Origin of the sequence: Thiocapsa bogorovii, assembly GCF_021228795.1 — a bacterium.
GTDB lineage: Bacteria > Pseudomonadota > Gammaproteobacteria > Chromatiales > Chromatiaceae > Thiocapsa > Thiocapsa bogorovii.
Map to the genome: position 1 here is coordinate 3,865,020 of NZ_CP089309.1, position 25,434 is coordinate 3,890,453.

At 63.4% G+C, this 25,434-nt stretch carries 19 protein-coding genes; 12 read left to right on the forward strand and 7 right to left on the reverse strand.

All coding sequences use genetic code 11. From position 1 onward, the window contains the following. Nucleotides 1-32: 32 nt before the first annotated feature. A complete protein-coding gene (locus LT988_RS17250) occupies nt 33-836 on the forward strand; it encodes an RES family NAD+ phosphorylase (protein ID WP_232406766.1) in 804 nt (267 codons plus the stop codon). Here the strand turns inward: LT988_RS17250 and LT988_RS17255 are convergent. Continuing rightward, the gene (locus tag LT988_RS17255; RefSeq protein WP_232406767.1) at nt 808-2,538 is read right to left on the reverse strand and encodes a winged helix-turn-helix domain-containing protein; all 1,731 of its coding nucleotides are present in this window, start codon (nt 2,536-2,538) and stop codon (nt 808-810) included. The two genes, LT988_RS17250 and LT988_RS17255, sit on opposite strands and share 29 nt — an antisense overlap. Before the next feature lie 226 nt (nt 2,539-2,764). Here LT988_RS17255 and LT988_RS17260 point away from each other — a divergent pair, with 226 nt between their 5' ends. Further along, a complete protein-coding gene (locus LT988_RS17260; RefSeq protein WP_232406768.1) occupies nt 2,765-3,088 on the forward strand; it encodes a hypothetical protein in 324 nt (107 codons plus the stop codon). A 19-nt stretch (nt 3,089-3,107) separates the two neighbouring features. Here LT988_RS17260 and LT988_RS17265 read toward each other — a convergent pair whose 3' ends face one another. The 3 genes from LT988_RS17265 to LT988_RS17275 all read right to left on the reverse strand — a co-directional run bounded on the left by LT988_RS17265 (nt 3,108) and on the right by LT988_RS17275 (nt 5,287). Further along, nucleotides 3,108-4,100: a HEAT repeat domain-containing protein gene (locus LT988_RS17265; protein WP_232406769.1), complete on the reverse strand. Its 993-nt coding sequence runs from the start codon at nt 4,098-4,100 to the stop codon at nt 3,108-3,110. A 683-nt stretch (nt 4,101-4,783) separates the two neighbouring features. Then, on the reverse strand, nt 4,784-5,002 hold the full coding sequence (locus LT988_RS17270; RefSeq protein ID WP_232406770.1) for a hypothetical protein: 219 nt from the start codon (nt 5,000-5,002) through the stop codon (nt 4,784-4,786). A gap of 96 nt (nt 5,003-5,098) precedes the next feature. Further along, on the reverse strand, nt 5,099-5,287 hold the full coding sequence (locus tag LT988_RS17275; protein WP_232406771.1) for a hypothetical protein: 189 nt from the start codon (nt 5,285-5,287) through the stop codon (nt 5,099-5,101). Nucleotides 5,288-5,921: 634 nt separating this feature from the next. On the opposite strand from LT988_RS17275, the gene LT988_RS17280 reads away from it, so the two are divergent. Then, entirely contained in the window at nt 5,922-7,199 is a 1,278-nt protein-coding gene (locus LT988_RS17280) for a tyrosine-type recombinase/integrase (RefSeq protein WP_232406772.1), read from the forward strand. A gap of 708 nt (nt 7,200-7,907) precedes the next feature. Here LT988_RS17280 and LT988_RS17285 read toward each other — a convergent pair. Continuing rightward, a complete protein-coding gene (locus LT988_RS17285; RefSeq protein ID WP_232406773.1) occupies nt 7,908-8,087 on the reverse strand; it encodes a helix-turn-helix transcriptional regulator in 180 nt (59 codons plus the stop codon). Nucleotides 8,088-8,192: 105 nt separating this feature from the next. On the opposite strand from LT988_RS17285, the gene LT988_RS17290 reads away from it, so the two are divergent. Further along, nucleotides 8,193-9,734, forward strand: a complete 1,542-nt coding sequence (locus LT988_RS17290) for a transposase (RefSeq protein WP_232406774.1) — start codon at nt 8,193-8,195, stop codon at nt 9,732-9,734. Nucleotides 9,735-9,931: 197 nt separating this feature from the next. Here the strand turns inward: LT988_RS17290 and LT988_RS17295 are convergent, their stop codons facing one another. Together LT988_RS17295 and LT988_RS17300 are read right to left on the reverse strand one after the other, a co-directional pair. Continuing rightward, the gene (locus LT988_RS17295; protein WP_269752055.1) at nt 9,932-10,531 is read right to left on the reverse strand and encodes a FlhC family transcriptional regulator; all 600 of its coding nucleotides are present in this window, start codon (nt 10,529-10,531) and stop codon (nt 9,932-9,934) included. After that, a complete protein-coding gene (locus tag LT988_RS17300; RefSeq protein WP_232406776.1) occupies nt 10,528-10,884 on the reverse strand; it encodes a flagellar transcriptional regulator FlhD in 357 nt (118 codons plus the stop codon). Before LT988_RS17300 ends, LT988_RS17295 begins: the two co-directional genes overlap by 4 nt. Nucleotides 10,885-11,024: 140 nt before the next feature. Between LT988_RS17300 and LT988_RS17305 the strand changes: the two genes are divergently transcribed. The 8 genes from LT988_RS17305 to LT988_RS17345 all read left to right on the forward strand — a co-directional run bounded on the left by LT988_RS17305 (nt 11,025) and on the right by LT988_RS17345 (nt 25,101). Further along, the gene (locus LT988_RS17305; protein WP_232406777.1) at nt 11,025-11,489 is read left to right on the forward strand and encodes a helix-turn-helix domain-containing protein; all 465 of its coding nucleotides are present in this window, start codon (nt 11,025-11,027) and stop codon (nt 11,487-11,489) included. Nucleotides 11,490-11,641: 152 nt separating this feature from the next. Next, nucleotides 11,642-12,043, forward strand: a complete 402-nt coding sequence (locus tag LT988_RS17310) for a hypothetical protein (protein ID WP_232406778.1) — start codon at nt 11,642-11,644, stop codon at nt 12,041-12,043. Between the two features lie 522 nt (nt 12,044-12,565). After that, nucleotides 12,566-12,790, forward strand: a complete 225-nt coding sequence (locus LT988_RS17315; protein WP_232406779.1) for a helix-turn-helix domain-containing protein — start codon at nt 12,566-12,568, stop codon at nt 12,788-12,790. After that, nucleotides 12,787-13,641, forward strand: a complete 855-nt coding sequence (locus tag LT988_RS17320) for a DnaT-like ssDNA-binding domain-containing protein (RefSeq protein WP_232406780.1) — start codon at nt 12,787-12,789, stop codon at nt 13,639-13,641. The genes LT988_RS17315 and LT988_RS17320 overlap by 4 nt, the downstream gene beginning before the upstream one ends. Beyond that, entirely contained in the window at nt 13,631-14,305 is a 675-nt protein-coding gene (locus LT988_RS17325; RefSeq protein WP_232406781.1) for an ATP-binding protein, read from the forward strand. The genes LT988_RS17320 and LT988_RS17325 overlap by 11 nt, the downstream gene beginning before the upstream one ends. A gap of 487 nt (nt 14,306-14,792) precedes the next feature. Beyond that, a complete protein-coding gene (locus LT988_RS17335) occupies nt 14,793-15,530 on the forward strand; it encodes a type IV toxin-antitoxin system AbiEi family antitoxin (RefSeq protein ID WP_269752056.1) in 738 nt (245 codons plus the stop codon). Beyond that, on the forward strand, nt 15,527-16,468 hold the full coding sequence (locus tag LT988_RS17340) for a nucleotidyl transferase AbiEii/AbiGii toxin family protein (RefSeq protein ID WP_232406783.1): 942 nt from the start codon (nt 15,527-15,529) through the stop codon (nt 16,466-16,468). Before LT988_RS17335 ends, LT988_RS17340 begins: the two co-directional genes overlap by 4 nt. A gap of 638 nt (nt 16,469-17,106) precedes the next feature. Next, on the forward strand, nt 17,107-25,101 hold the full coding sequence (locus LT988_RS17345; RefSeq protein WP_232406784.1) for a SpvB/TcaC N-terminal domain-containing protein: 7,995 nt from the start codon (nt 17,107-17,109) through the stop codon (nt 25,099-25,101). Nucleotides 25,102-25,434 lie beyond the last annotated feature (333 nt).

Genomic DNA, 25,434 nt, shown 5'->3' on the forward strand with positions numbered 1-25,434 from the left:
GACGCGATGCGTGGTAACGCCTGACCCGGACGATGGACCTCTGGTCAGCGTGCCGCGAAACGATCCACATTGGTCCCCTCGGCGGCGATCTGCTGCGTATGGTCGAGAGCCAGCAACAGATCGCGACGACCTCGCTGGTCGATGGCCTAGCCGAGCAGGCCTTGCTCGAGGAGCTGATCGAGCGCTCCAAGCCACCGCTGCGATCCGGAACCGAGCGTCTCCATGATCTGCTTGCCACCCCGTTCCGCTATCCACCGCTCCGTCACGGCTTGCGCTTCGGGACGCGTTTCGAGCCGAGTCTGCTCTACGGTGCGCGCGCACTCCCGACCCTGCTCGCCGAGGTCGCCTTCGATCGCTTCCTGTTTTGGCCCGCGATGGAGGTTCACCCGCCATCGGGCCAACTGCTGACCCAACACACCCAGTTTCGTGCGCGTTGGCGAAGCGAGCGCGGTGTCCGTATGCAGGCGCCGCCCTGCGCGACCTACGAGATACAACTGCGTCACCCGAGCGACTATGAAGTCTGTCAACGTCTCGGAAGCGCGTTGCGCGAGAACGGTGTCGTTGCCTTCGAGTTTCTCTCGGCCCGCGACCCGGATCGCGGCATCAACGTTGCGCTGCTTGAGCCGGAGGCATTGACGACGGGCCCCGCTCGGCGTCCGCGCCTGGCTGTGCGAGACCCGTCCCGATCGCATTCTCTTCGTCTGCGAGGACGAGCCCGAGTTGTATGTTCTTCCGGTCGATCTCTTCACCGTCGATGGTTCACTGCCGCTCCCGGCGGGTTGACGACGGTGCCGTCGCACTCGCCACTTAAAGTTCCAATCTCGCCAGGGTTTTGATAAGGCGCTGTTGCTGATCTCGGTCAGTCATGGGGTAGGTCTCCAGCCAAGTGTCGGTCGAAAAATCAGGATGAATGGCGCGAATCTCTTCCGCTTCCCACTCTGCGTCCTGGTGCTCCCCTCCGAGCTCGAGGGCGGCCGCGAGAAAGACGCGGACTTCCAGGACCTCGGGGTTTCGCATGGCCGCCTCACGCAGGTTGATCAGGGCCTGGACCTGGTCGTCGATAAAGAAATAGGCCCGTCCGAGGATCATGTAGTAGAGATAACCGGCACTCGGATTGAGCTGGATGGCGGCCCTGGCGAGCGGAATGGTGCTTCGAGGCCGGCCGGAATAGGTCTCGATGCCGCCTTTAAGCGCCAAGGCGTCGGCAAACCCGGGGTCAAGACGAAGCGCTTGATCGAGATGTGTCCATGCCTCTTGGTGCCGCCGCTGTTGGACCTTCACATAGCCGAGTGTCCAATAGACCTCCGGGAGGTTCGGGTCGATCTCCGCGGCCGTCTCGGCCATCGTCAACGCCCGCTCGAGCGCGGCTGTGCCGCCGCCGGTCCACTGATTACGGTACGCGTAGGCATATGTGAGTGCGAGCCCCGCGTAGGCGCGGGCGAATCCGGGGTCTTTCCTGATCGCTTGTAGGTAGAGATCCCGTGCGCGTCTGTTTTGGTCCTCGCGGCGCACCAGAAGCTGGGACTGCGCGCGCAGGAAGAGGTCGTAGGCCTCCACGGATCGGGTGTAGCGATGCGCGACCCGATTCTTCTCGACCTCGCTCAGCGTCACCAAAAGGGCTTTTGCCAATCTGTTCCGAATGTCTTGTTGAACCTCGAACAGATTCTCGAACGGTTGGTCGTAGCGTTCGACGGACAATTGGCGACCGCTGCTCGCATCCGTGAGGCGGACCTCGGCCCGGATGCGATCGCCCACGCGTTGCACGCCACCCCAGACCTCGTAGCGAATGCCGGGGGATGCGGTCTCTTTGACGTCCGCCGCGTTGTTCCGGCTCCCTGCACCCGTCACGGACAACCCCGAGAGCTGCGACAAGTCGGCGATGAGGTCGGCCGTGAGACCACGCGCGAGATAGAGCTGGTCCGGATCGTCGCCCAAGACATCGAAAGGCAGGACCAAGACGCGGGTCATCGTCGACGGGACGGGATGGGTCGGACCGCTCGATTCCTGTGTTTCGCCGGGTGCGCCGACGGGCCCGCCGAAAGGCCCGAGCACCCGGAAATAGAATAGAAACGAGGCCAAGACCCCCACCCCGAGAAGGATCACAAGCAGCAGACGTCGCCGAGAACCGAGCGGTCGCGTGATCCGATCGAGCCCCTCGCGTCGCGAGCTCTCGGTCGGATCGGCCCGTTCAGCCTCGGCGACAAACCGGTAACCCCGTTTGGGCACGGTCTGGATGTATCTCGGGTTGCGGGGATCGTCCCCCAATGCCTGGCGCAACTTGGTGACCGTCTTGGTCACGGCGTCGTAACCCACCAAGGCACCGCGCCAAACGTCGCGTTCCAGCTCCTCCCGAGATACCACCTCGCCCGAGCGCCCGGCGAAGTAGACCAGCACATCCATCACCTTGGGCTCGACCCGGACCAGCTCGGTGCCCCGGCCCAGAAGACCTCCCTTCGGATCGACCGACCAGAGACCGACCCGAAAGCCATCCTCTCCCCGTGTGGCGGGAGAGATGCCGGAACCTTGCGGGTCGGGCATGGGTTCTGACGCAGTCTCGGGTTCGCTCATGGCTATGAGTCTAGCCGACGGAGAAACGACGAAATGCCCGGCGGAAGATCATCCGACTTTCGGCGTGTTTTCGTCAGGACAATGTGTGCCGATTCGCCTATTCCTGAAGACAACCCCCGCCGTTCGGCACGCCCGGCGATGCCCTATCGGACTCGGACGGAGGGATCCATCGACCACCGGAGAAGAGGACACGACCATGATGAAGCTCCCCCTAATTGTCGGTCTGTCGTTTGCGACGTTCGAAGGCTTTGCCATCTGCACACCCGATCCGCCGGAGATCGGCGACATCGGCCCCGTCTCGGAGCTGGTCTGCCGCGATCTGAAGCAGCGCTTTCCGGATTCAACCACGGCTGTCGAGAATCGGACCATCCGCTCGCCCGAAAGGGTCGAGATCCTGGTCTCGGTCGACGGCGAGCCGATGGTTCTCGGCTATGAGCTTGACGGGTTTGTCTGGGAGGCCATGCCGTCGCAGGAGGGATCGGAGGAGGGTTATGCGTCGGTCGAGAGGAGCGGCCGATAGTGGTCGACGCCGGGGTGCGCTATGTCCCCGGCGTCGTGGGCGGAAAGGCCTTGGCATAGGCTGCGCCGAGTCGCGGATCGTCGCGCTCGGCGACCACGCCGCCAAGGCGTTTCCGCAGTCGCGCATTATTGCGGTAGGCGCCCAGCTCGGCGATCGCGACCTCTGCGCTCGCGCGATCCGCATACTCGACAATCGCGACGAGCCAATCGAGCGCCGCCTCGCTGCGGTGCAGCGCCGCCGCCCTCAGCAGCAGATGCTGCGCACCGCGCTTGAGGGGCTCGGCGTCCCAGCAGGTGCGCAACAGGTCCAAGGCGCCGTCGAGCCGCGATTCCCCGAGCGCGAGTGCGGCGAGTCCGTTGATCTCCGTGCTCGGCGTGACGAGGAAACCGCCGACGAAGTCGAGTGCATCCTCCCCGGCGACCTGCAAGAGTGCGACAAGACAGTCGCCCGCGACCTCCGGCTCCGGATCGCCGCCGAGCGCTTTGGAGCGCAGCACCGCTTCGGCCGCCAGGGGTTGGGTGCAGGCGATCGCACGCGCAGCGCCGCTGCGCGCATGTGGCTCCGGGTCGTAGAGCAGGTTGACCAAATGGATCAAGGCGCGCGGATCGCTCGTAGCGGCAAGGCCGATGGCGCAGCTCACGCGCAGATCGACGGCCGTGTCGACGTTGCCGCCCCACACCGGCTCGGGTTGGCGATAGCGGATGCCGGCAATGTAGAAGCCGGCATCCTGACTGTCCAGCGCGACCAGCGCGCGCACGATGGCGCCCTTGGCGGTGCACCCTGGGTCGCGCTTCGCCGGATCTTCCAGAAAACGCCGATAGGCCGCGATCAAGTCCGGCTCGAGCGCGTAGAACAGCCGATCACCGGCCAGCTCCGCGGCCTTCGCGACCATCAGGTGATGCCGATCCGCCAATGCCTCTCTTGCAGCGGCCAGCACGCGTTCCGGGATCTCCCGATCGCAGAGCGACCGGAAGGCGTCTGTCTGATCGCGGATGTCGCGGCGTGGGGCCATGTATGTATGCTTCCGAAGCGGTGTGATAACTGTGATCTATCGGCCTGACAACCGTAGCACGCGTCCACCTCGGAGCCTCGCGATAGCGAATTATCGAGGCCTGTTCTCTTTTCCCCTGCCCTCTCCAAGCAAAATCGCGCAGAATCCCGCTTCCAAAAACCTGGCCTTGATTTTAAGCACGGGCTGACTTACTGCTCCTTCAGGCTAGTACCCCGTTCCACCCTATTTTGCATGCTCAGAGCCCCCCCAAAGGCGCCGGGGCAAGGCACAGTCCGCGGGGAATAGTGGATCCTATTTCCAAGGGCTGTAAAGCCGCCCCGGCGCCTTTGGGGGGCTCCCGAAGGGCAAGGCGAGAAGCGTTCGGCGCCGTTGTTGCGCGAGCTTGAAAGAGGACCACTCTTCCTTCACTCGCGCGCCTAGCCGCCGAACGCTTCTCGCCTTGCTGAGCACGCAAAATAGGGTGGAACGGGGTACTAGGGACAACATTCACCGTTGCAGTGCCCAGAGGTTGCCAGGTCGGCCTTGTCTCTCACGATGGCATAGAAGTGCACGTTCGCCTTCCGCAGGAGTCCGTAAACCTCTCGACGGACCTCCGGCAGATCGTCTTTGGCGTGGAAAGCCAGCGTTGTTTTGCGGTTTTCCGGTTGCATCGAAAACACACCTCTGAACCAAGGGTCGGCCAGTCACGCCGACCTCAAGGTCTCCAACTGTCCAGCCAGATCCTCCGGATCCTCGATCTCCAGCTTGCCGAGCAAGAAGTAACCCGAGCAGCCCTCCTCGCCGACGATGAACCGGCCTGTGCGATTGAAAAGCGTCGGGTCGCCGGCCTCGTCGACGAAATAGCAGAGGCTGGATTCCGGGGTGTCCGAAAGCGGAGACAGAGGTCCGTCTTGGTCAGTCATTCGCGGCGGATCATCAGGCGCAGCTGTGGATTGGCGTTGGTGTCGAGAACGGGCGCTCGATCCGGTGCGCGGCGGCTGCAATATGAGCTGACGTGATCATTCCGAATGCACCCGTGCGCGAGCCCGCTGAGTGACATTAAACACCCAGCAAGCCGTTCTGTTGCGATCCAGGCCGTTCGGCTCGATCAGTCCATAGCGCATCTCGACCGCGTAGGGGTTCAACTCATCCAGATGTGCCGCATGCGGTGGTGCGCTGAGTCCCGCATCCTCGAGCAGATCAAGCAACTCGGCGATGTCGTGAGTGCGACGAAAAAATCACCGCAGCGTGATCAAGGACAGCCTTCAATGCCTTGTCCACCGCCTGCTGGGCATGAAAACCCGCGAGTGAATCATGCAGGCTCGGATCTGCCGCCAACGTGGCGAATGCCGGTTGACCGTGTTCCGCCGCAGCGAGCAGGATCTCCGCGAGGGTTCGCTCAACCATAGACGGCCCTCCCTTCCCGCAAGGCCCAGAACAAGGCGCTGTCGGTAACCGCCGATGTGGAAGTTCCAGACGGCGAAGGCTCTCGCGATGCCGCACCACTCTTGCTGGTGGCGGAGACCCGTCCAACCTGAAACGCTGTTGTCGACGATGAAGAGATCGCGCATCGTGAAGTTCGGAAATCATTCGGAAACTTTGCCGGTCGCCAAAACAAAAAAGGCATGCGTTGCCGCATGCCTTTGCTTTTATTGGCGTCCCCACGGGGGTTCGAACCCCGGTTACCGCTGTGAAAGAGTTCTATCCTGGACGTCCCAGGATCTTCTGGGACAACAGCAACATTATGATATAGTTTGAGATTTAACGTTTTTCATCCCATACTATCCATCGTGATCCCAGATCATCAGTTACCCGTCAGTTACCCGCCAAGAGTAATGCGCCATGGCACGATCGGTCAGAAGCAATCCTCTCGAAACCCGTACCAATCGCCTTAAGCTCGCGATCCGCGGCACGCTTCATTTTGTGACGATCGGTGACGGCTTGGCCTTGGGTTACCGTCGCACCATGAAGGGCAACGGGACCTGGCAGGCCAGGTTGTGGACCGGCGAAAAGTATCTGAAGCACACGCTGGGTGAGGCTGATGACTTTATGGAAGCCGATGAGACGAACGTGCTCACGTTCTTCCAAGCTCAGGGCAAGGCAATTGCGTTTGCTCAGGAGGCCCGCAAACCTGATCTACCCAACAGCAAGCCAGTCACCTTGGGCGAGGCGGCGACCGCCTATCTGGCGTGGTACAAGGACCACCGCAAGGCATACCGTGAGACCGAGGCCACGGTGAATGCCCACATCCTGCCGACCTGGGCGGATAAACTGCTCATGGACATCACGACGCCCGAGATCAAACGGTGGCATAAAAAGTTGGCCACTACTCCGGCCCGCAAGCGTAGCAGTAATCGATCCACGAAGACGGCCTATCGGGAACAAGCCACCACTCCGGACGGGAAACGCGCCAGAAGATCTACCGCCAATCGGATCCTGACAGTCTTGAAAGCGATCATGAACAAAGCGTTTCGGGATGGGCTGGTCAGCGACGACACCGCGTGGCGGCGTGTGAAGCCTTTCGAGAACGCCGACGAACCTGTTACCCGATTCTTGAGCACCGCCCAATCCATCCGGCTCATCAATGCATGCCAGCCGCACTTCCGCCAGTTGGTGAAGGCGGCCTTATTCACTGGTTGCCGATACGGAGAACTGACTCGTTTGCTCACGAAGGACGTGAACCTCGATACCGGCTTGGTCTATATCAGCCCCGAGGCCAAGAGCGGTAAAGGTCGTCATGTCCCTCTGCATGCCGAGGGCCTGGATTTCTTCAAGACCAGCATCACGGTTAAGACTGGGAAGGACTACGTTTTCGTGCGGGAGGATGCCGACCCCTGGGGTAAGAACCACCATGTCCGATTGCTCAAAGCCGCCTGTGCGCAAGCCAAGATCGAACCGGAGATTGGCTTTCACGAGCTACGCCACACCTACGCCAGTACCCTGGCGCAGATGGGGGTGGATTTGCTTACCATCTCCAAGCTGTTGGGCCATGCCGACACCCGCATCACCAGCCGACATTATGCCCACCTGTGCGACAACACCCTGAAGGCCGCCGTCGCGAAACTGCCTGGTTTCGGCCACCGAGTCGACCCGAAGGTGAAGGCAGTATTGTCGAGTTGAACCGGACCGAGGCTGGATGCTCCGAAAGGGACGACAGATCGCTCTGGCTTTCGCCCGTCGCCTTGAATTCCCCGTAAGACTGATTCCAGTGAACGTCCGGGAACGCCTCCCCACCGACTCCCGAAATTCCTGGCGCTTCAGCGTTTCGTAGGTGACATTCTTGATTCAGGAGATCTTGGTCGACGTGGAGTGGGAGACGCTCGCCGTAGTCATTCACTGGGTGGCGATCAGACGGAGTTGCTGGTGAAGAAAAACCGCAGCGGACGGCACCGCTCCACAAGCGACACGCGACACTACGGATTAAGAGTGCAGCGATTTGGCCCCGGTTGCCCTCGTTACTCGTTCGATGACGGATCCGAAGGCGGCTCCGAAACCCTCGTCCCCGGCCTGTGTGCCCATCTCGGCGGATCCTTCGGCGAATGTTGCCGATTGCTCTGTCGTAGGGCCGGGCCAAGACCGGAGAGCGGCGCCGAACTCGATATGTCCTCGGGCCTCTCGCCTGCGGAACACCACTTGGTTTTGCCGCATCGGCTCGCTGTCGTAGGTCGGCCGAAGTGCGAAGTGAGGCTTTGCTCTGCGAACGCCCCGTCTGCTGGAGTCAGCCCGATCGACGTGACGCCGGCGCCTGCGGTGCGGCGGAGGCCTGGGCCGCGGCGAGCGCGCGTTCATCCGCACCGAGACCGAAGGTCGATCGTTGCGCATGGATTTCTAAGACCAGGGTGCGAACTCGTCGTCGGTGGCCGCGCGGATCAGCGCGGCGAGGATCGCTTCGATGTCATGCTCGGGCCATGCAGCCGCGCGTGCACCCAGCGCGATCGGACGTGGAAAGAGTCCGGCGGCGATGCGGGCATACACTCGTGAACGGCTGTAGCCGGTGCGCTCAAGCACGGTTCGTAAGCGCAGCACAGAGGTTGGCATATAACCCTAAAAAGAGCAGTTAAACCTTGCCTCGAGTGATCCAAGCGGCTGAAATATCGGCGCAAGGAGGTCCCGATGAGCAATCCGATCCCTCACCCGCAGGGTGAACCCGAAACCACCGCATTGGTACCGCATGCCGGCCCGGTTGCGGTGGACACGTTTGGCGGCCGCGTCCACGTCGAGTGGGATGCGCAGGCGGCGGTCACCCCGCTGGGGCAGCTGCCGTTCTTCACCGAGTTTCTGCGCCTGGGCGGGCGCTTCGACGCCTGGGTCGAGAGCTGCCCGCTGAAGCTGACCAGCCCGAACGCCCCGAGCACGCGCGACGTTCTCGGTACCGCCATCCTGGCGGTGCTGTCCGGGCATCAGCGCGATGCCCACATCATTGCCCTGCGCGGCGACACCATCAACGCCGCCCTGCTGGGCATGGAGGCGGTGGTGAGCGAGGACTCGGTGCGCCGCAACCTCGGCAAGCTCGATGAAGCCGACGGGGTGGCCTGGTTGCAGAACCATCTGGACGCCTGCGTGGCCCCGGTGCCGGGCGTGCCCTGGATTCTCGATACCGACGTGACGGTCAAGCCGCTCTACGGGCATCAAGAGGGTGCGCTCAAGGGCTACAACCCGCACAAGCCGGGGCGCCCTTCGCACACCTACCACACCTATTTCGTCGCCGGTCTGCGTCTGATCCTGGACGTGGAGGTGCTGGCCGGCAACCAAACCGCGTCCAAGTACAGCGCGCCGGGGCTGTGGGAGTTGCTCGCGCGCCTGCCGCGGGTGCACTGGCCGCTGTGCATTCGCGGCGACCGCGACTGGGGCACCCAAGCCAACATGGCGCGTGCCGAGCAGGAGGGGATCCCCTATCTGTTCAAGCTGCGCATGACCTCCAAGGTCAAGCAGACCGTCGAGCGCCTGATGCGCGATGCCGAGTGGTGCGATGCCGGTCAAGGCTGGCAAGGGGCCGAAACGACCCTGCGTCTGTCGGGCTGGAGCCGCGCACGGCGCGCCGTCGTGCTGCGCCGGCGCATCAAGGCCGACCTGGCCGTCGTCGAGCAGGGTGATCCCGAGCAGCTGCGCCTGAGCTTCGCCGAGTTCACCGACCAGACGATCCTCTACGAGTACGCCGTGCTGGTGACCTCGCTGCCCCATGAGATCCTGAGCGTGGCGCAACTCTATCGCGATCGCGCCGACGCGGAGAATCCCTTCGACGAGCTCAAGAACCATTGGGGCTGGGGCGGCTTCACCACCCGCGACATCAAGCGCTGCCGCTTCATGGCGCGCATCACCGCCTTGACCTACAACTGGTGGAGCCTGTTCGTGCGCCTGGCCGACCCGACTCGGCACACCGAGGCGATCACCAGCCGCCCGCTGCTGCTCAGCGCACCGGCACGACTGACCCGTCACGGCGGGCAGAGGCGCCTGACCATCAGCCATCCCCATGCCGAAGCCGGGTGGGTGGAGGCGACCTGCCGCGAGATCGCGGCCTTCTTCAACACCCCGCGCCGAACTGCGGAGCAGTTGAGTCCCCTGCAACGCTGGTACCGGCTCCTCTCGCGGGCGCTGGTGAAGTATCTCAACGGCCGCCAATTGCAGCCGCCGGCGGTGTTACCGGCGCCGGCGTAGCCGCCGAACCGCCGGTATGTGTACTCGCCCGCGGGCCGAAAACGCTCCGCGACGGGCGCTAACTGCTCTTTTTAGGATAACGTCTCCAAATGAAGTAGGCGTTTCGATTGGCGCTTCGGCGCGCCGGGATTGGGCTGAGCGCCAAGATGGATCTAACGGTGATCGCTCGAGTCGCAGGGTGAGCGGGGCGGCCGACGTCAGGGATCTGTTGTCGTGATGTGATCCCTGTGCTCGCCAGCCGGAGGTGAATGCACGGCTTCGTCGGGTGGCAGGTGATCAGCCCCATCGCGCGACTGCCGAGACACCTTCAACGCACAGATCGGACAATCCACGGCCCGGTGCGAGAACGCCCTTGCAACATAGGGGATCGCGCAGCGCTCGCAGCTGCGAAAGAGCACAAGCCCCGTGGTCAGGTCGCGTGCAATCACCCAGCTATGATTGATGTCGAGGGGTGAACCGAGCGTGTCGGATGCCGCCAGCCGCGTCATCTGCTCCAGATAGAGGCGATGCCCCGTGAGCAGCGCCTCGATGTCGATGCTCCGCTGAACCGCCGCGCCGCCGAAGGCGCGATACAAGCCCGTGAACAGCGATGCGTTGGCCTGCCGGCGCGCCGTGCCGAGGAGGGTGGCGGTGCTCGGCAGCTGACCGGGCAAAGGCTTACAGCCGTGGATCTCGTGGTGCAGTTCGCGCAGTACGGCCGGCCGCAGACCGCTGATCCGCGCCACAAGCGAGGTGCGCATGCCGCGCCGGATCAAGGCGATCGCCAGCTGCGTCCTGGCGTGATGCCGAAGTCTCATGGCTGCGCGGCCTCGTCGGCGGCGAGCAGAATCACCTGCAGCCCCAACCCGAGTGCGGACGGCCCGGTCGTCCGAAGACGTTCCTGCAGCCAGCACACACGAAAACGCGGTCGAAACAACAGCACGCCCGAAGCAGCCAGTTCGTGCAGCATTGCGAGCGAGGCATGACGCAGGATGTCCAGCACTTCTCGGTCGAGACCATAGACCAAGACGGCCTTTTCGGCGTCCGAACGGGCGAGTTCGCGTGCGCCGAGCAGCCACATCAGATTCAGGGTATCGACCTCGCAATCTTGGTACGCCGCAGGGTCTATCCGGGGTGCTTCCCCGTCGGGGGTCTTGTGCGTGTCCGTCATCTTCGTTCTCGCGGCAAAAAACATGCTGACAGTGCTATAATCGTTCTCATAAAACGAAACTTTCAAATAAATAAGCGCAAATGCCGCTATATAACGCACTATAAAGCGATTTCTCGGCACGCGACTCGGGTGGTAGAACCATGACAACGGACGAACAAGATTCTGATTTAGATCCCGAATGCTCCTGGGATGCCGCCGGATTCGCCACGCGCCTGGCGCGGGCCAAGGGCATGGCGTCCACGAACGCATTCGCGCAAAAGTGTGGGATTTCCGAGAGCATCTTCCGCAAGTACCTCGCGGGCGCGAGCGTTCCCGGAGCGGACAAGCTGGTCGATATCGCCCGTGTGGCCGGCGTGTCTCTGCTCTGGCTGGCGACCGGGCAAGGGCGCGCCGAGGACGGCACGGACGCGATCGTGCGGGGTCCGGTCGACGTGGCTCTGCTGGAAACCCTGCTCGAGTCGGTTGAAGGCGGACTCGAGGAGATCGGCGCGACCTTGACGCCGACGAAGAAGGCCAAGCTGGTTGCGGCGCTCTACAGCCTCTATCGCAGCAGCGAGGATGTCCGCAAGGCGCCGGTGTTGGAACTCGTCAGGCTGGCGAGCTGAGCGTGACCGAGTGCACGCTTCCGCGAATCCGCTTCGGAATGAGGGTCGCAAGACGCTTTTTTGTGTTGACCCGGTTGATGCGTCCGGCGACGATCCGACGCGTTCGACACGATGTGCAGACTTCGGATCACGGAACAGCGGAGGTTTTTTCGATGGTCGACAAGAGTGATGAAATTCGTTCGACAATTCGCGGGATCATGGGCGAGAGCGTGCCCAAGCCGAGACCGTCGGAGCTGGCGATGCCGTCGTTGAGCATCGATATCGGCGGCATCAATCTCAAGAACCACAACGCGTTCGAACGGGCGCATCCGGATCATCGCATCGATCTTCCCGCGATCGCGGCTGCGCCGCCGGCGGCTCAGCGCTGCCACCGACAGCACCGTAGCATTCTGCGGGTGCTCTGCACTCTGCTGCTGTTTGCCGCCATCGCCCCGCTCTACCTGGTGGAGTTCCTGTCGGACATGCCCGACAACATCATTTTGACCATCGGATTCGTGGCGCTGCTCTTGAGTATGATCAGTTTTACGATCGCGACGATGCTCGAACCGTCCTGATCCGAGGACGGCCGCTCGTCCGCGAGCGGCCGCGTTTCTGCGGGAAAGCACCGACCGCTTCCGATCCAGCACGGTCGTGACAGTTTCCGCACAGCCTCGCGCGCCCTCGGCAGGGCCCACCTGCCGGGGTGGGTGAGCGATCGGGCTGTCCGTCCATCGTCACCGCATGGACCGACGCAAAGCGCCAAGCCCGCCGCCCGCTGTCATCCCCTGTTTGTCTCCGACTGTTCGGGTGTCGGGCCGCTCCGGCCGGGCGCGTTACGCCACATCGCTCCCGACGGCCGACAACAATGCCCAAAACCCGCGAAAGACGTCGAAAAGCGTCATCTTGAGCGGCTTCGCCGCGCTCGCGTTCGGCCTATCATCTGTTCAGCGTTCGAGGACGCTTTCCGCACCGGCCCAGGCTTCGGCAACCCTGTCGGCGGGACGATCTCAAGCGTGTGTTCCATGTCGGCGGCGGCGATGCACCGGTCGGCCCGGCCCGCCGGGCCGGATATGACAGACAGCGATTCGGAGCCCGGAATGAACAACACCATCGGAGGAAACCTCTGTCACCTGCGCCGGCGATCCGGTCGGACCCAAGCCGAGGTGGCCAAGCGCGCCGGGGCCTCGCAAGCTTGGATCTGCCGCATCGAGACCGGCGAGGCCAACCCGACCCTCGCCAGCATGCGCCGCATCGCCCGCGCTCTGGATGTCGAGGTCGTGGATCTGCTGCAACGCCGCCGCGAGCAGGAGTGCCCGGCATGAGCCGAGCGGCACGCGATTGGGCTTGGGACTGCCGCGGACTGACGCCGGCCCAGCGCTTGGTCCTGCTGGCGCTGGCCGAACATGCCGACGAGGCGGGTGACTGCTGGCCGTCGTTGTCGCGCCTGGCCGCGCGCGCCGAGGTCGATCGGCGCACCGTCACGCGCTGTCTGGCGGCACTCGAGGCGCGCGGTCTGATCCAGCGCACGCGCAGCCGGCCGCAGCGCACACTCTACAGCCTTGCGGTTGGCGCATCCCCCGCGCAGGCGCCGATCCGCGACGAGGAAACAGCGTGGGGCAGCGAACCCATTCCCCTCGACGACGGACGTGCGATCGTCTTGGATCCGCTCGACCCGACGGGGCCGAATCCTCGAACCGGGGGCGACACGCCCCTGGACCGGGGGCGACAGCACCCGGGAGACCTTTCGCGCTCTGAAGCGTCATGTCCCCCGAACCGTCATATGAACGGTCATGGAACCGTCAGTAAATCGCCGTCGTCGCGACGCGACCCCGGCGTGTCACACGACATCCCGAAACGCAGACCCGATCCGGCGCGCCCGATTCCGCCCGACTGGGGACCCGGTGCCCGGGTCCTGAGTTGGGCCGCCAAGCAGGGCATCGCGCGCGATTGGGTCCAGGAACAGGTCCAGGAGTTCGTAGCCTACTGGACCGACGCCGGGTCGCACCGCACGAGTTGGGACGCCACCTTTATCCAGCGCCTGCAGACCCTGCAGGCCCGCACGACGCAGAGGCCACCGCATGAGCCGACCGGACGACTCGCCGACAAAGACTACGCTCGCGGAGCGACCCCGCTCGATCGCATCCCCTGGCTGCTGCCGGCTGATGTCGCTTGAGGAGCTGGCGGAGCACGGACGCCGAGAGATCCGACAACTCCTGGCCGCACGCCGGGACGAGGCGCAACGCCGGCTCGAATCGGCCGTCGGACGCTGCGGAATCCCCCCGCGCTTTCGCGCGAAGACCTTCGAGAGCTATTTGGCCACGACGCCGGAGCAGGAGCTGGCCTCGAGGGTCTGTCGCAGCTACGCGGCGCGCTTTGCGGCCGGCGCCCGTCACGGCGACAGCCTGCTCCTGCTCGGCGGTCCCGGTACCGGCAAGACGCATCTCGCCTGTGCCATCCTCGCGAGTGTGATCCGGGCCGGCTACACGGGGCTGTTCATGTCCGTCCCGGCCGCGCTGCGCACGGTGCGCGATACCTACGCGACGCGGGCGGCGTGCTCGGAGAGCGAAGCGCTGGCGATGCTCACCGACCCCGACCTGCTGGTGCTCGACGAGGTCGGACTGGCGATCGGCAGCGACGACAAACGCCGCGCCATGCTGTTCGACGTGCTCGATACCCGCTATGCGAACCTGCGTGCCACGATCCTGATCGGCAACCTGACCGACGAGGAGATGGAGCGCTACCTCGGCGAGCGGATCATGGACCGGCTCTGCGAAGGCGACTCCGCCGTGGTGTCCTTCACCTGGCCGAGTTATCGGCGCAGCGGGGGTGACGTTTGATGCGGTCCGGAATCGGGTGCGTGCGGAGCTTTTCCGGGGAGGTGATTCACGCTGTCGCACGGAGCTCACTTCGGGAGAAACCGGCCATGCAATGCTCTACACGGGCGCATGATGCACGTCACCCGCGTGCTCCGACCGCCTGTCGTGGCGGAGCGCGTGGCCTCGATCGCTGCCGCGGCGATGCCGCCCGTTAGATCGCTTGGCCCCGGTCAGCCTGAAAGCCGACCTCGACCGCTACGCGCGCTGCGGGTGCGGACATATGGCGAGCCGGTCGATGCAATGACGCTGATCCCTCGCATGCCGGAAGCGTTCATCGCACGGGAGGATTCCGAGAGGCAAGGGGGTGGGTAGCCGGAGGCATCTCGCGCTGGATTACCCAACGGTTGATTGGGGTTGCTTAGAAAAATTGTCGTTATCGTAGTCTGGCTACGACTGGGAGAATCAAATCAAATTGACTTTCCTTTGAAAAAGTTATATCAATCGTAGTATGACTACGACTGGCGCAAGTAAGTTAAATAAACTCTACACCCGGCTGGCGCCGGGGACGCCGCTGACCTTGGAGGACCTGGCGGCGCTGGGCATCTCAGCAGACCTGGCCGTTCACTACGTCCGGGCGGGCTGGCTCACGCGCCTGGCGCGCGGCGTCTACTGCCGCCCGAACGACACCCTGGCCCTGAATCCCAGCCTGCTGCTGCTGCAACGCAGATTCGACGGTTTACATGTCGGCGGCAGGTCGGCACTCGACTGGTATGGCCTGCGCCAGTACGTGTCGCAGCAACCTATTCTGCACCTGTACGGATGGATGGCAGCGCGCCTGCCGGAGTGGTTCACCGAGCATTTTCCGGCCGAGTATCACCGCAAGCGCCTCTTCGACGAGCAGCCGAACGCCTTGCTGCACGTCGACCCTTTCGAGAAGCGCAGCGGGGCGCCGCAGGTTTCGGCGCCGGAACGCGCGCTGCTGGAGCTGTTGAGCGAAGTCGGCGTGCGCCAATCGTTGCAGGAAGCCCGCGAACTTGTCGAAAGCGCCTACAGCCTCCGCGCCGACGTGCTGCGAGAACTGTTGCAGCACTGCATGAGCGTCAAGACCGTCCGGCTCTGTCTTCAGCTCGGCCGCGAAGGCTCACTGCCATGGGCCGTCAAGCTCGATCCCGCCAAGCTGCCGACGGGCAGTGACCGGCCCTGGGTGTCCCGATCGGCCGACGGCATCTTGGTGCTCAAATCATGAATCCGGTCTATCTTGATACCGCGCGCCTGCTGACGCAGGTTGCGCCGTTGGTGTTCGTGGATGACACCTTCGCGTTGAAGGGCGGCGCGGCGATCAACCTATTCGTTCGCGACATGCCGCGCCTGTCGGTCGATCTCGATCTGATCTTTCCCGACCATGTGCCGCCGCGCGAGGAGGCGCTGGCGCGCATCAACGACGCCATCCGGCAGGCCGCCGAGCGGTTGAGGACGCGTGGGTTCCAGACGCATGCGCCGGCGGCCGATGCCGGCGAAACGAAGCTGCTGGTGCGTCGTGGTCGAATCGAAGTCAAGATCGAAGTGAACGTCGTCATGCGCGGCACGGTGCAGCCGGTGCGCCGCGCCTCGCTCAGGCCTGTCGCCCGTGACCTGCTGATGGCCGACCTGGACATCCCGGTGGTTTCGCTGGAGGACGTGTACGGCGGCAAGCTGGTCGCGGCGCTGGACCGACAGCACCCGCGAGACCTGTTCGACGTGATGCAGCTTTTCGCGCATGAGGGCATCACGCCTGGTATCCGGCGCGCCTTCGTCGTCTACCTGGCGAGCCACAACCGTCCGGTGCATGAAGTGCTGTTTCCACCGTTGCGCGACATCCGACAAGACTACGCGCACAACTTCGCGGGCATGACCGCCGAGCTGGTGCCGCTCGATGCATTGCTCGCCGCGCAAGAGCGCATGGTCCGCGAACTCCAGCAGGGGCTGGATGACAACGAGCGACGCTTCCTGCTGTCGCTGGTCGCCGGCACGCCCGACTGGTCGCTGCTGGGCATCGCACATCTCGAACATCTGCCGGGCATCCGTTGGAAGCTTCACAACTTGGCGCAGTTGCAGAAGACCAATGCGAAGAAGTTTGCCGTGCAGGCCGATGTGCTTGCCGCCAAGCTGGCGGACAGTACGTCGCTGGCGGCTCGGGAGCATTGAAAGCAGAGAGCAGGTGTTGTTTCCAAAACGATGTGGTCACGAACTTCTAGAATTCGCCCACCTCACCATCGGCCATCTATCCACGATGCGACACCGCCTAACGCGTGTTCGCAAGGTCTGAGCGAACCAGACCGGCCACCGAGCCGAGCCATCCGAGCGATCGCTCCGCCCCATGAACGGTCAATCACGGAGTTCACATCAGCGTCCGCTAACACCGCATTGCGGTCACTGAAGCCCCAATAGCCGGCGAAGCGCCACCAAAGGAAGCGGACGTCCGATTCGTGGCGCCAGCGGGAACTCTGTCCCAAGAGCGGCCGCTTGAAGCGACAGCAGCATCGATCGTCGCTTCATATATCGCCTGGGACCCGGGACATAACGACATGTGCGGCCCTACCGTCCGCGCGTGTAAAGCGTTTCGGAGTCAGCATCGTTCGTTCGCACAGGTCCCACTGCAGGTTCCGCGCAGCAAACCTTGCGGCATTTGGTTCACGATCTCTCGCCGCAACGACCAACACCTCGTCGAATCGGTTCGCTACTGCGGGCCTTCGAATGGCGGAATCAATAGCGGCCGCTATACTCAGAAAGACCAAGTTAGGCAGGGGATTCGGCACCTTCACCGAGTTTTCGGAGGTTGCAGCATGTTGCCTCGCGCCGATTCGTCCAATGCTTCCGGGAGATCCGGTGGCGTCGCTGGACCGCCTTTTCTCGCGCTGCCAAAGGGAGGAGGTGCCGTACGCGGCATCGGCGAGAAGTTCGCCGCCAATCCCGTCACCGGCACCGGCTCGCTGACCATCCCCGTCGCCACCAGCCCCGGGCGCTCGGGCTTCGGACCGCAGCTCGCACTGTCATACGACTCCGGCTCCGGCAATGGTCCTTTCGGTCTGGGCTGGGACCTCTCCCTGCCCGCGATCACACGCAAGACCGACAAAGGGCTTCCACGCTACTTCGACGCGCAGGAGTCGGACGTCTTCCTGCTCTCCGGCAGCGAGGACCTGGTCCCGGAGCTGACGTCGGACGGTTCCCGTTACGAAGACAGCACCCGTGCCCCCGGCTACACCATCCACCGCTACCGACCCCGCATCGAGGGGCTGTTCGCGCGCATCGAACGTTGGACCAAACTCGACCCGGAGACCGGCCAACCCGCCGAGCCGCCAGACGTCCACTGGCGCTCCATCTCGAAGGACAACATCCTCACCCTCTACGGCCCCGGCGCCAATTCTCGCATTCAGGACCCCGACGACCCCGGCCGCGTTTTCTCTTGGCTCATCTCCGAGACCCGCGACGACAAGGGCAACGCCGTCCTCTACGAGTACAAGGCGGAGAACGGTACCGGCGTCGACCTGACCAAGGCCTGCGAGCGCAACCGCGGCGGCAGCGGCGACCCGCGCCGCCATACCAACCGCTACCTCAAGCGCATCTGCTACGGCAACCGCAAACCCCTGCTCGATGCGGCCGGAAAGCGTCCACGGTTCCTAACCCGCGCAGAGATTGAGAACAGAGACAAGGATGCCTGGATGTTCGAGGTCGTCTTCGACTACGGCGAGCACGACGAGAGTGCCCCGACACCGTCGGATGCCGGCGACTGGACCTATCGCCACGACCCCTTCTCCACCTACCGCGCCGGTTTCGAGGTGCGCACCTGCCGTCTCTGCCAGCGGGTGCTGATGTTCCATAACTTCCCGGACGAGACCGGCGTCGGCCACTTCCCGGACGAGACCGGCGTCGGCGCCGACTGCCTGGTCCGCTCCACCGACTTCACCTACCGCTACGAGCATGAGCAAGCGCAGGGCGACCCTCGCAATCCGATCCACTCGGTCCTCACCTCGGTTACCCAATGCGGCTACCGGCGCAAGCCCGGCGGCTACCTGAAGCGCTCGCTCCCACCGGTGGAATTCGATTACAGCGCGGCCGTGTTCGACGACACCGTCCGCGAGCTCGACTCGAAGAGCGTCGAGAACCTGCCCTATGGCCTCGACGGCTCGACCTACCAATGGGCGGACCTGGACGGCGACGGCCTCGCAGGCGTGCTGACCGAGCAGGGCGGCGCCTGGCTCTACAAGCGCAACGAGTCACCGCTGACCCGCACCGTCACGGACGGTATCGCCCGAACGGCCGCGCGTTTGGGCCCCGTCGAGACCATCCCCTCGCGGCCCGGCGGCGGCCTCGCCGGCGGCAGCCGTCAACTGCTCGACCTCGCCGGCGACGGCCAGCTCGATCTCGTCGAGCTGAGCCCGCCCATTGCCGGCTTCTACGAGCGTACCGACGACGGAGACTGGCAGCCCTTCCGCCCGTTCACGGACAACCCAAACCTCGACTGGCAGGACCCAAACCTCAAGCTCGTCGACCTCACCGGCGACGGCCATGCCGACGTGCTGATCACCGAGGATGAGGTATTCACCTGGTATCCGTCCCTGGCCGAGGCCGGCTTCGGCAGCGCCGAGCGCCTGCCCGCCGCCTTCGATGAGGAGCACGGACCCCGCGTCGTCTTCGCTGACGGCAGCCAGACCCTGTTCCTCGCCGATCTCTCCGGCGACGGACTCACCGACATCGTCGTTATCCGCAACGGCGAGGTCTGCTACTGGCCGAATCTGGGCTACGGCCGCTTCGGCGCCAAGGTGACCATGGACGATGCCCCATGGTTCGACGCGCCGGATCAGTTCGACCCGCGCCGCATCCGGCTCGCCGACATCGACGGCTCCGGCGTGACCGACATCCTCTATCTCGGGCGCCGGGAGACCCGCGTCTGGCTCAACCAGTCCGGCAACGCCTGGGGCGCCCCGCAGACGCTCGCGGGCTTTCCGGATGTCGACAACGTCGCGTCGGTGGTTGCGGTGGACCTGCTCGGCAACGGCACCGGCTGCCTGGTCTGGTCATCGCCGCTGCCCGGCGAGTCCCGTGCCGCCCTGCGCTATCTGGACCTGATGGCCCAGGGCAAACCGCACCTGATGGTCGGCCTCAAGAACAACCTAGGTGCAGAGACCCGAGTACGGTATGTCGCCTCCACCTCGTTCTATCTGACCGACCGACAGGCCGGCCACCCCTGGATCACCCGCCTGCCCTTCCCGGTCCACGTGGTAGAACGGGTCGAGACCCACGACCACATCAGCGGCAACCGCTTCACCACCCGCTACGCCTACCACCACGGCTTCTTCGACGGCGTCGAGCGAGAGTTCCGCGGCTTCGGCATGGTCGAGCAGTGGGACACCGAGGAGCTGGCCGCCCTGACCGCCGACGGTACCTTGCCCGCGGCGACCAACGAGGATCCGGCCTCCCATGTCCCGCCGGTGCTCACCCGCACGTGGTTCCACACCGGCGTCTATCTGGGCCGGGAACATGTCTCCGACTTCTTCGCCGGTCTGCTGGACGGGAACGACAAGGGCGAGTATTACCGCGAGCCGGGGTTGACCGACGACGAAGCCTCCAAGCTCCACCTGGACGATGTGGAGCGACGCTTGTATGACGATAAACAGGCGCGCGCACGTCTTCTCCCGGACACGGTGCTCCCACCGGGACATTCGGTCGACGAGGCCCGCGAGGCCTGCCGCGCCATCAAAGGCTCCATGCTGCGTCAGGAGGTTTATGCCCTGGACGGCGGAGACAAGGAGCAAACCCCCTACAGCGTCACCGAGCAGAACTTCACCGTCCGGCTCATTCAGGGACGCAAAGACAACCGCCATGCCGTCTTCTTCACCCACGCCCGCGAGACCCTTGGCTATCGCTACGAGCGCGATCCGGAGGACCCGCGCATCAGCCACGCCCTCACGCTGCATGTCGATGACTACGGCAACGTCTTGGAGGCGCTCGCCATCGGCTATGGCCGGCGCAAGGCGTCGACCGACCCGTCACTGACCGCGGCCGACAAGGCCAAGCAGACCGGACCACTGATCACCTTTACGGAGAACAGCGTCACCAACCCGATCGACGATTCCGTCGAGACCACCGACGGCAAGACGATCAAGTACCCGGACGACCACCGGGCGCCGCTGCCCGCCGAAACGCGTACCTACGAGCTAACGGGGTTCAAGCTGGAAAGCAAGGCCGTTCGTTTCAGCATGGACGATTGGACGACAAAGGACCCAATCACCGGCCTCTTACGGCTCGAATCTGCCGCCGAGATCGACTACGAGGTGACGGCGAGCCCCGGCGACAGACAGAAGCGCCTGATCGAGCATGTCCGCACCCGCTACCGCGAGGACGATCTCACCGGCCTCCTGCCCCTCGGAAAACTCGAGCCCCTAGCCCTGCCGGGCGAAAGCTATACCCTGGCCTTCACCCCGGGCCTGCTGCATCAGGTCTACACGCCCCGGCGCCCCGGTCAGCCGGACGAGCCCCTGCTGCCCACCGACCCGGTCCAGCTCACCCAGTTGCTGGGCGGCAAAGGGGCCGACCAAGGCGGCTATATCCAGATCGACGGCAACTGGTGGATACCGGCAGGCCGCGTCCACTACTCCACCGACCCCAAGCATAGTGCCGCCCAGGAGCTGGCCGAGGCCCAAGCGCACTTCTACCTGCCGCGCCGCTATCGCGACCCGTTCGATCAGGACACCCTCGTCGACTTCGACGGCCCGGCTGTCCCGTCCAAGCTTGCCTACGACCTCCTAGCGACCCGTACCCAGGACGCCTTGGGCAACACCGTCGAAGCCGCCAACGACTACCGCGTCCTGCAGCCCAGCCTGGTCACGGACGCCAACGGGAACCAAACCGCCGCCGCCTTCGATGCCCTGGGCTTGGTCGTCGCCACCGCGACAATGGGCAAGTCCGGCGAGGGCCTCGGGGACCTGCTACAGGGATTCGACCCCGACCCAACCCTTGCCGAGCTCCAACAGTTCGTCGCGGACCCACTGGGCGAGGCTGCATCGCTTCTCGGCAAGGCCACCAACCGTATCGTCTACGACCTAGAGCGCTTCACGCGCGCCAGAGACCCGGATCACCCCGAATGCGGCAGCCAACCGCCCTTCGCCGCCACGCTGGCCCGCGAGACCCATCTGCACGAGCCTGGCGGCGCCCAGACCAAGATCCAGGTCGGCTTTAGCTACTCCGACGGCTTCGGCCGGGAGATCCAGAAAAAGATTCAGGCCGAGCCGGGCGAGGCGCCCCAGCGTGGGAACCCGGTCGTCATGGCCAGTGGCGATACCTGTCCTGGCAAGCTCAAGCGAGATGCGAAGGGCGAGCCGGAGCAGGGCCGAGCTGATCCGCGCTGGGTCGGCACCGGCCGCACCGTCTTTAATAACAAGGGCAAGCCGGTTCGGAAGTACGAGCCATTCTTCAGCGCCGCGCACCTCTATGAGCCCGAGCGGGACATGACCGACACCGGCGTCAGCCCTGTGCTCTTTTACGATCCGCTGGACCGGGTCATCGCCACCCTGCACCCGAACCATACCTACGAGAAGGTCGGCTTCGACCCCTGGCGGCAGACCACCTACGACGTCAACGACACCGTTGCCGCCAGTGGTCAGCAGACGGCTGACCCGCGTACCGATCCCGATATCGCCAGCTTCGTCGAGGCGTATTTCAAGACCCAGCCGGCCGCTTGGCAGACCTGGCACCAAGAGCGCACCACCGGCCAGATGGGCAACGCGGAGCAGGAAGCGGCCCAAAAGGCAGCCAAGCATGCCGATACGCCGACCATCGCCCATTTCGATGTACTCGGCCGGCCCTTCTTGACCCTGGCGGACAACGGACCGGACCCCGCGAAGCCGACTGAGCGCCTCCTCTTTGCCACCCGCGTCGAGCTCGACATCGAGGGCAATCAGCGCGCGGTCATCGATGCCAAGGACCGGATCGTGATGCGCTACGACTACGACATCGCCGGCCCCGAGCAGCGCGAGGACGGAGAGGAAGACCAAGGCCCCGACAGCATCCACCATGCGAGCATGGAGGCCGGCGAGCGCTGGTTGTTGAAGGATGTCGCCAGCAACCCGATCCGCGCCTGGGACAGCCGCGGCCATGCCCTCAGGACCGAATACGACACGCTGCGGCGGCCGGTCGCGAGGTACGTTCGCGGCACCGATGCCCAGCACTCCGACCCGCGGACCCTGAACAAGGAGCCCCGATTCGAGGAGATCGACTATGGCGAAGGCCAGGCGAATGCGGCCGCCCTGAACCTGCGCACCCGCGTCTATCGGCACTGCGACGGGGCGGGCGCGGTGACCTATGGCTACGACTTCAAAGGGAATCTCCTCGCCAGCACCCGTGAGCTGGCCGACGAGTACAAGGACATCCTCGATTGGGGTCTTCCCCAACCGCCCGGCGAAACCTTCAAGAGCAGCACCGCCTACGATGCCCTGAACCGCCCCATTGCTCTAAGAACCCCGGACCAAAGCGATAGCCGCCTGACCTACAACGAGGCCAATCTGTTGCAGGCCATCAGGGTCAACCTGCGCGGCGAGCAACAGAACGGCCAGCCCGTCTGGACCGACTTCGTCATCAACATCGATTACGACGCCAAGGGCCAGCGAACCCGGATCGACTATGGCAACAAGGTCACCACGAGGTATGAATACGACCCACTGACCTATCGCCTGACCCATCTGCTCACACGGCGCGACCCCAGTTTCCTCGATGACTGCCCCCAGCAGCCAAAAGCCGGCTGGCCCGGCTGCCAGGTCCAGAATCTGCACTACACCTACGATCCGGCCGGCAACATCACCCGCATCCGCGACGATGCCCAGCAGACGATCTTCTTCGCGAACCAACGGGTGGAACCAACCGCGAACTACAGCTACGACGCCATCTACCGCCTGACCGAGGCGACGGGGCGCGAGCATTTGGGCCAAGCCGCTAACGGTAGCCCGCTACCGCCGACACCCAGCAGTCACACCGATTCGCCGAGGCTGCTCCATCCGAGTGACGGCAACGCCATGGGCCGGTATCGCCAGCAATATGTCTACGACGAGGTCGGCAACTTCCTGAAGATGATCCATCAGGGAACGAATCCGGCAAACCCCGGCTGGACCCGCCAATACACCTACCAGGAAGACAGCCTGCTGGACCCTGGCAAGAAAAGCAACCGGCTGAGCAGCACCCGGATTGGCACTGGTGCCACCGAGAAATACACTCATGATGACCACGGCAACATGACCTCCATGCCGCATCTGTCCGAGATGCGCTGGGACTTCGAGGACCAACTGCTAACGAGCGCGCGACAGGTAGTCAACCAGGGCGCACCGAAGACGACCTATTACGTCTACGACGCCGGCGGGCAGCGGGTGCGCAAGGTGACGGAACGGCAGAACGGAACGCACAAGACGGAGCGCATCTATCTCGGCGGCTATGAGAGCTACCGCGATTACTCAGGCGATGGGAGCACGGTAACACTGGAGCGGGAGACCCTGCACATTATGGACGACAAGCAGCGGATCGCTTTGGTGGAGACACGGACAGATGTTGCCAATTCACCGGCAGAGCAATTAATCCGTTACCAGCTTGGGAATCATATTGGATCGGCGAGTTTGGAGTTGGATGGTGACTCGAAGATCATTTCCTTCGAGGAGTATTATTCCTTTGGGAGTACCGCTTATCAGGCCGTGCGTGATCAAACCGAAACGCCGAAACGGTACCGGTATACGGGGAAGGAGCGGGATGAGGAGACGGAATTAGGTTATCACAGGGCAAGATATTATGCGTCTTGGATAGGAAGATGGATAAGCGTCGATCCGGACGGATTGATGGATGGATCAGATTTTTTCGTATACTCTAGAAACAATCCTATTAGGATCAGCGACCCAAGCGGTAGGCAAAGCTATAGGAATGATCCGAGGGGTAATTTGTATAGAGGTATTGCGTTCGTTAAGAGTCTCCCGCGGTCGATTGCAGAGAGTTTTTGGGACCTTATCACGCAGAATCCAGCGTATCAGACATGTGCGAATGTGACTGACATCGCAATGATGGCGAGCGGCGCCGTTCTTGGGAAAGACCTGTCTAAGCATCTAACTGGGAATATTGGAAGAGGAGCTGCTGCAGGGGCGTCTGATACAGACCAAGCGGTTGAAGTTGCGAAACAAACGTTGGAAGTAGGCGTTAGTAAAGGCTTCGATATTGGTCTAAAGCATCTAACGTCCGCAGCCCCGCAGAAAGGACTACGCTTACTGAAGGGAAAAACGGAAGCTCCCCCACGGTCTTCTCCATCGCTTGCTAACAAAGCGCCTGCTGAAACAGCTAGAGATGCGGAAACGATGCTGCAACATGAATTTGAGTTTAAATTCGCTTACGTGGAAGGTCAAACGACCAGAGCCGCAACTGTAGCTGAGGCAAAGATATTTAGGGAAAGTGTACATTTGAAAAGAGAAATATCTGTGTCAACGGTTAGTGGCGTTGAGCATACCATCGAAGGCGAAGCCGCCTCGGTTGCTGTATATGCAGGAAAAAATGTGACGGATGTGCTCCATACTCATCCAGTGACTAGAGTTGCTAGGGCGTCCATTGGCAAAGAGTCTGATATAGGAGCTATTCAGGCAGGTAATTACCCTCAATCCGGAACATTCCGCATAGTTGCTGAAAGATGGCCTATCACTCGCCAGACAGCAAAAAAAATCGGAGCTATGCCACCTCCAACGAGAATTGTCACTACGGTTATTCCCGTAAGCTCGGTTTATATGGGGCATCTACGTTATCAATCATTCCGGATACCGTGACACAGGACTAAACAACCACCGGCTAAAGCCGGTGGGTTTGCCCTACGGACTGAAAGTCCGGATACGCGTCGACTGAGCGACGCGTCGAGGGCTGGCGCTTGGAGCATTCCTCTGCACATCCCGGCGACGGTGAGTTCTTTGCGGACGACTGCCACAACACCCGCACCGCTAGCCAAACAGGAACAGGAGGCGTGCCCAGGCGGTTTGATGGTCCATCAGACCGAGACCACTCCGGAACGGTGGCCGACGTCGCTGACACCGATGCCTCGCAAACAGCCCGGATGAAATCTGCCCGCCTGAAAGGCGGGGGTTTTAACCTTGGATATCGAAATA